This window comes from Fictibacillus aquaticus (genome assembly GCF_002245695.1).
Taxonomy (GTDB): Bacteria; Bacillota; Bacilli; order Bacillales; family Fictibacillaceae; genus Fictibacillus; species Fictibacillus aquaticus.
The window spans coordinates 1-4,276 of the sequence record NZ_NOII01000059.1; the positions used below are offsets into that span (position 1 = coordinate 1).

The 4,276-nt window shown below is 43.0% G+C and carries 5 protein-coding genes and 1 pseudogene; all 6 read right to left on the minus strand.

The annotated features are described in order from the left end of the window. Positions 1–480, minus strand: a pseudogene (locus CGZ90_RS19515) (methyl-accepting chemotaxis protein); the annotation flags it as partial. A gap of 180 nt (positions 481–660) precedes the next feature. Further along, positions 661–1,755 (minus strand): flavin-containing monooxygenase, encoded by a 1,095-nt coding sequence (locus tag CGZ90_RS19520; protein WP_094254164.1) that lies wholly within the window; start codon positions 1,753–1,755, stop codon positions 661–663. A gap of 217 nt (positions 1,756–1,972) precedes the next feature. Further along, entirely contained in the window at positions 1,973–2,110 is a 138-nt protein-coding gene (locus tag CGZ90_RS20880; protein WP_165766928.1) for a hypothetical protein, read from the minus strand. A 363-nt stretch (positions 2,111–2,473) separates the two neighbouring features. After that, on the minus strand, positions 2,474–3,109 hold the full coding sequence (locus CGZ90_RS19525) for a methanogen output domain 1-containing protein (protein ID WP_094254165.1): 636 nt from the start codon (positions 3,107–3,109) through the stop codon (positions 2,474–2,476). A 203-nt stretch (positions 3,110–3,312) separates the two neighbouring features. After that, positions 3,313–3,714 carry a CotD family spore coat protein gene (locus CGZ90_RS19530; protein ID WP_240515496.1) on the minus strand — a complete coding sequence of 134 codons (402 nt, stop codon included), beginning with the start codon at positions 3,712–3,714 and terminating at the stop codon, positions 3,313–3,315. A 199-nt stretch (positions 3,715–3,913) separates the two neighbouring features. Further along, a partial coding sequence (locus CGZ90_RS20885; protein WP_165766929.1) for a hypothetical protein occupies positions 3,914–4,276 on the minus strand: 363 nt, incomplete at its 5' end.

The following is a 4,276-nucleotide window of genomic DNA, read 5'->3' on the forward strand; positions in this document are numbered from 1 at the left end:
AACACCTTGAACTTGATGCTCCGCTCCCTCAGCCACTTTTTCCACCGTTTCAGAAATATGCTCTGTTGCGAGTGTCGTCTGTTTTGCGCCTTCAGCAAGCTGAGCAGAGTATAATGTAATTTCCTTAGAAGAATGCTGCACGTTCTGCAGTACCTTAACCCACGTTTCAACGGCATTGTTCAAGCTTGATGCCAGTGCTTTAAGTTCTCCCGCTTTGTCCTCTTGCATTCGTACAGTCATATCGCCTGTAGTTAGCTTGTGTAGGAATTCATTAAACTCTTCAATTGGTTTGATGAATCGTTTGTGATTTAAAAATGAAGACAATATACCGATTAATATGCCAAAAACGATCAGGATTCCGACCGTCCATCCGAACACTGCACCTTTAAGGCCGATTCCATAAGACAATGCAACACCCATGATTGCCGTAGATGGTACAACAACGAGCAATGTCCGCAGCATGTAATGAAGTAAACTCATATTCTCTTTCTCCCCCGAGTATTATAATAGCTTCCCATGAGGTATATATCGGCATCTTTATACGAAGTTTACACTGCCGAAAAAAACATTTGGAGTTAAAAAAAATTGGGAGGGGGTACGGTACTATTTCCTTTAACCTCCCTGTTTATGCAGGCTGGCGGGAAATGGTACCGTACCCCTTCATTTCTGGGCCGCAGCTATCGTGCCGGAGAGCGGATGGTTTTTATTTTGCTGAAGCTCTGCTGTCATCTGGCTGTACAGATAGGCAGCATCATCGCCCACACCTAATAATAAGGCAGAGCCTCTTCTATGCTGCCAAGGGAGACCGAGGAAGTACAGTCCTTCTACCGGAGTCACTCCCCTTTTATGCTGTAAGTTCCCTTGTGCATCAAACAAGCCCCGTACACGAATCCAGTCAAAATTTTGTACAAATCCAGTCGCCCAAATAACATTGCTTACTTCAAGTGATGTGCTGTCGTCGAACATCACTTTACCTTTAAATAATCCTGATGTACGGCTTTTTAACACAACCTCAAGTTTTTCCACCTTTTCTTTTAACTCATAACCGAAAATAGTATCGCCGCGTTTTCGCATAATTTTTCCGACCCAAGATGATGCGCTGCTTTTAAGGATACCTGTCTTTTCAAGCCACCAGAAGATGCTTTTACCGGCGATTGTCAAAGGCATAAATTGTATCTTTGCTCCAGCAGAAAGATACGTTTTATGCGTTGCTGATAGCTCAACTGCGATCTGCGCACCAGAATTTCCGCCTCCAACGACGAGGACAGGTCCGTCGTTTAACTGACCGGGGTTCCTATACTGAGACGAATGAAGCTGTATTATGCTTGACGGCAGTTCTTTTGCAAATGCGGGAATTCTAGGTGTTTGAAAAGCTCCTGTTGCGACAACGACTTTTTTCCCTTTATACACCGTATGACTGGTGCTTACATTAAATAGATCGTTTTCTTTTTCTACACTGTGAACATGGCTGTCATGCTGAACCGGAAGATCATACGTTTGCGCATACCGCTCCAAATAATCTGCAACCTCTTCCTTGGAAGGATAGCCTGCAGGATCGCCGTCCCATTTCAATCCGTGAAGAGTACTGTAAGACCGGGGTGTAAACAGGACGAGAGAATCGTACCTTTTCCGCCATACGTCACCCGTTCTTTGACCTGAATCAAGAATGACAAATGACAATCCCGTTTTCTTCAAATAGTAACCCATTGATAGGCCAGCCTGGCCACCGCCGACTACGATTACATCAAAAACCATGTTGGATTCTCTCCCCCTTACCGTTTCATTACATGCTCGCAATAGCCAAAATAACATTATTTGTAAATCTTTCTTCAGTATACTTTATCACTTTCATGTAGTAATTGAATTTTTCTCGAACATATTGGGGGATATTGGGGGTCCGGTACCATCCCTCGCCATCCTGCGTAATCAGGGGCGCGAGGGATAATGGTACCGGACCCCCATCATTTTTTCTTTATTTGGTGCAGCCGCAGATCGCGCTGTTTTTTAGGCCAGGCAGGCTGCACAGGATGGATTTTTTCGCAGCATTTTGCAGCAGCTCTGTCTGTTTTTCTTTTGCTTCCATTTCTAATGTAAAGATATTAAATTCCATATCTCTTCGCTCCCTTTTGTTTTCTTGATCTTAGTTTATGATTTTGTTCAATCAAGTTCGTCGGGAGGAAGGTTGAACTTTTACTAGTCTTATAAGCTGAATTCCTTCTCAGGCAAAAGTCTTAGGGCATGCTGGAAGAAGTCGGACTCACAGCTTTTTGGCGGAAGATTCACCACTTTGCTCAAGCCAGCTGGCATCAGTTTGGCCCCTCGCTGCTATATTTGAGCAAAAGAATCTGAATTCGGCTCTCCTTCAATTCGTCTGCTTTTCTCTTAACTTAAAAAACGTTCTTCGAATAAAATCATAGGGTAATGACAAAAGAACAAGAAAGCGGATAACCTCGGGAAGGTTATCCGCTTATTATTAACCTTGCTTTTTCACTTGTGCCTGAAGCTCTTCCAGCTCCTGAAGCAAGGATTGAATCATAGCATCACTCTTTTGAAGCTCTTGATTCATCATCGCAATCGTCTCTTCTTCCCATGCGAAAGGGTCGCCATTTTTTGGCGTAATCGGAATATCTTTGTATTCATCCCCTTCCTCACGGTTATCTGGCTGAAAATACACAGCCACTTCGCAGCCTTTGTGGCCAAGAGCAATCCGCTGGCGAAGAGTTACTTTTGCGTAGCCAAAATTTCGTGCTGCGATTCCTCCAAGTACAGTTGAAGTCATCAGGCACAGATGCGGAGAGTCCTTCACCATCTCCCCAAACGGGCAGCTGTCTGCTTTGAGAACGATATGGTCGTCATATACGCTCGATATAGCAAATTCTCCGCCAATACTATTCTTCAAATCTACTATGATGTTTGCATACTCATCTACAGTCCATACTTCTGATCCTTTTTCATAATATGATTCAACCCACTCACCTGTTCGAAGGCCTATTTGCTTAATATACTCGTCTGCGGCAGGGCCGATTGTCTTTTTATGAATATGAGCATATTGCGTAATGAGTTTTGCCAAAAATGTTTGTCCATTAATCCTTTCCTTATAATGTTGCATTGGTAAAACCCCTTCTTTTTTGGAAACCTTATTTAGCTCATAATGTCTAGCAATAATCGATACCCTTTTTTTAGTAAATAAAAACGAAAAGACGGGGAATCATTTCAACCGTCTTAATAATTTTCAAATATGTAACAGAAGACTAGTAAACAGTCCTCTGGTGATTTGTAATCAGCTGCCGGTTTTCCAGGTTTTACTCTAGCTTAATAGCCTTGCTGGTAAGTTCCGCCGCAGAAATGCTTCTGTGTTACATTATTTACTTGTTTTTTGCTGTGAGGAAAATAATGAACATAGTTAACGTTCGTCTGATTGTATTGTGTCGTCTGGCTTGGGTGGTACATTGGCACAACATAATTTTGCTCTTTGTACTCTGAGTTTTGCTTCAATGGGCTATATTGTGCAGGCATATATTGCGTCGGCAGTACTTGTGCCGGACTTACTGGAGGATAACCGCATTGAGTTCCAGCAGTCGCAGGCGATACAGCACTCGGTCCCGTCATAGCTGGTGATACAGCACTTGGTCCCATTTGTCCCATCATAGCCGGTGACACAGCACCTGGACCCATCATTGCCGGGGAGACAGCACCCGCAGTTGGAAAATACATTGGAAACGGCACCGGGCATGGACAAGGGCAGGGGCGTCTCTTAAAAAAAGGTAAAAATCTCAAAAAAGTCTTGCTCCTTTGTTAGAATTTCTTTCTTGATATGTTATGCATGGTTGTACGAAATAGTTTGTACACATGCCTATTCTTGCTGAAGAATGCGTATAGACGAACATACAAAAGCCATGAACAGTGTCATGGCTTACCATCCCTTATTTGCTGTAAAAGCGAGAACTAAATAAACTAAGCTCATGATGAAAATAAAACCTTCGCTTATGGTCCCTAACGCACCTAAAGCAGCGATTGATGCCACTGAAAATCCAATACCCAGCAGTAAACAAAATCCGATAAAAAATCTCCGCCAAGCTTTTCTCTGAGTCTTGTAAGCTCCGATTGTCGTGATCATTCCAATTATTAAAAAGAAGAGTAGAATGAACATAACCGGCTGGTCTGTGTTCGTTTCAGGTTCAGTATTCCATGCAGTTGATAGTCCTAAAGCTATAAAATGCAAAGCTGCGGCGAAAATACCACCCAAGATCGTTAGTACGCCAACCAGAACACCGAT